Below are 365 nucleotides of genomic sequence, written 5' to 3' on the forward strand. Positions count from 1 at the left end.
TCGCCCGGCCGCCCGAAGATGGGCGAAGCCCCGCTTGGCGGGGTCGCGCGCAGCGCGGGGGTGCTCTCCATGAGTCCATCGCCCGGCCGCCCGAAGATGGGCGAAGCCCCGCTTGGCGGGGTCGCGCGCAGCGCGGGGGTGCTCTCCATGAGCCCATCGCCCGGCCGCCCGAAGATGGGCGAAGCCCCGCTTGGCGGGGTCGCGCGCAGCGCGGGGGTGCTCTCCATGAGCCCATCGCCCGGCCGCCCGAAGATGGGCGCAGCCCCGCTTGGCGGGGTCGCGCGCAGCGCAGGGGTGCTCTCCATGAGCCCATCGCCCGGCCGCCCGAAGATGGGCGCAGCCCCGCTTGGCGGGGTCGCGCGCAG

Annotated in this window: 1 protein-coding gene; it reads left to right on the plus strand. The window is 77.3% G+C overall.

Annotated features, from left to right (window positions below):
- Positions 1 to 69: 69 nt before the first annotated feature.
- The coding region (locus THIARS_RS18480) for a hypothetical protein (RefSeq protein WP_141202470.1) at positions 70 to 365 on the plus strand (296 nt) is incomplete at its 3' end.

The organism is Thiomonas delicata (genome assembly GCF_900088825.1).
In the GTDB taxonomy this organism is placed as follows: domain Bacteria; phylum Pseudomonadota; class Gammaproteobacteria; order Burkholderiales; family Burkholderiaceae_C; genus Thiomonas_A; species Thiomonas_A delicata.